This window comes from Candidatus Pantoea formicae, assembly GCF_011752625.1.
Lineage (GTDB): Bacteria > Pseudomonadota > Gammaproteobacteria > Enterobacterales > Enterobacteriaceae > Pantoea > Pantoea formicae.
This window is the reverse complement of the sequence record NZ_VWXD01000030.1, coordinates 1-1,338: the sequence shown is the minus strand read 5'-3', so window position 1 is coordinate 1,338 and position 1,338 is coordinate 1. Positions and strand designations below refer to the sequence as shown.

The following is a 1,338-nucleotide window of genomic DNA, read 5'->3' as shown; positions in this document are numbered from 1 at the left end:
TCATTGTTGCCGAGGTGGAAGGCGAGCTGACGCTGCGGCGCCTGCTGCTCAACCCCGTTCCCGCCCTGCAGGCGCCGGATGCGGATGAAACCGTCACGCTGATCGACGTGAGCCAGCCGCTGCCGGTGTGGGGCGTGGTGGCCTATGCCCTCACCGACGTGGCCGGGCTGGGATTCAGCGGACCCGCCGGAGCGTGACCATGTTTGCCCTGGCGGATGCCAACAACTTTTACGCCTCCTGCGAAACCGTGTTCCGGCCCGACCTGCGCGGCAGGCCCATCGTCGTCGTCTCTAACAACGACGGGTGCGTGATTGCCCGCTCGGCAGAGGCGAAGCGGATGGGCATTAAAATGGCCGCCCCGCTGTTTCAGAACGAGCGTTTCTTCCGCGAGAACGACGTGCACGTGTTCAGCTCCAACTACGAGCTGTACGGTGACATGTCGGCGCGCATGATGGCCATACTGGGAGAGATGGCGGCGGGGCAGGAAATCTATTCCATCGATGAGAGCTTTCTGGACGTGACCGGGATTGGCAGCCTGATCCCGCTGGAGTCGTTCGGCCAGCAGATGCGTGCGCGTATCCGGCAGGAAACGGGGCTGATTATCGGCGTGGGCTTCGGGCCGACCAAGACGCTGGCCAAGCTCGCCAACCACGCGGCCAAGAAGTGGACGAAGACAAACGGCGTGGTGGATTTGTCCGAACGGAGCCGGCAGCGGAAGCTGCTGCAGCTGACTGACGTCAGCGACGTCTGGGGCATCGGGCGGCGCATCAGCATGCGCATGAACCAGCTGGGCATCACCACGGCTCTGCAGCTGGCCGACAGCAACGTCAGCATGATACGGAAGAACTTTGACGTCATCACCGAGCGCACCGCGCGCGAGCTGAACGGAGAGTCCTGCCTGGCGCTTGAGGATGCACCGCCGCCCAAGCAGCAGATAGTGAACTCGCGCTCCTTCGGGCAGCGCGTCACGCATCTGGAGGACATGCAGCAGGCGGTGGTGCTTTACGCGACGCGCGCGGCGGAAAAGCTCAGGGAGCAGGACTCGCGCTGCCGGCACATCAGCGTCTCTATCGCCACGGGCCGGCACGGGGACGGGCCGCATTATTCCAATACGGCATCGTGCATCTGCGACTATCCGACGAATGATACGCGGGACATTATTGATTCCGTGCTGCGGGGGCTGGGCACCATCTGGCGTGACGGCTACCGGTACGCGAAGGCCGGCGTCATGCTGGGTGATTTTTATCAGTCAGGCGTGGCGCAGTTCGACATGTTCAGCGAGCAGCTGCCGCGCGCCAACGCTGACGCGCTGATGGCGGCGCTGGACGGCATTAACCG

At 63.8% G+C, this 1,338-nt stretch carries 1 protein-coding gene and 1 pseudogene; both read left to right on the top strand.

Features of this window, described 5'->3' with window-relative positions; all coding sequences use genetic code 11:
* Positions 1 to 197, top strand: a pseudogene (locus F3J38_RS27685) (peptidase); the annotation flags it as partial.
* A 2-nt stretch (positions 198 to 199) separates the two neighbouring features.
* Positions 200 to 1,338, top strand: a 1,139-nt coding sequence (gene umuC / locus F3J38_RS27680; protein ID WP_167144536.1) for a translesion error-prone DNA polymerase V subunit UmuC, incomplete at its 3' end; no start/stop codon positions are given.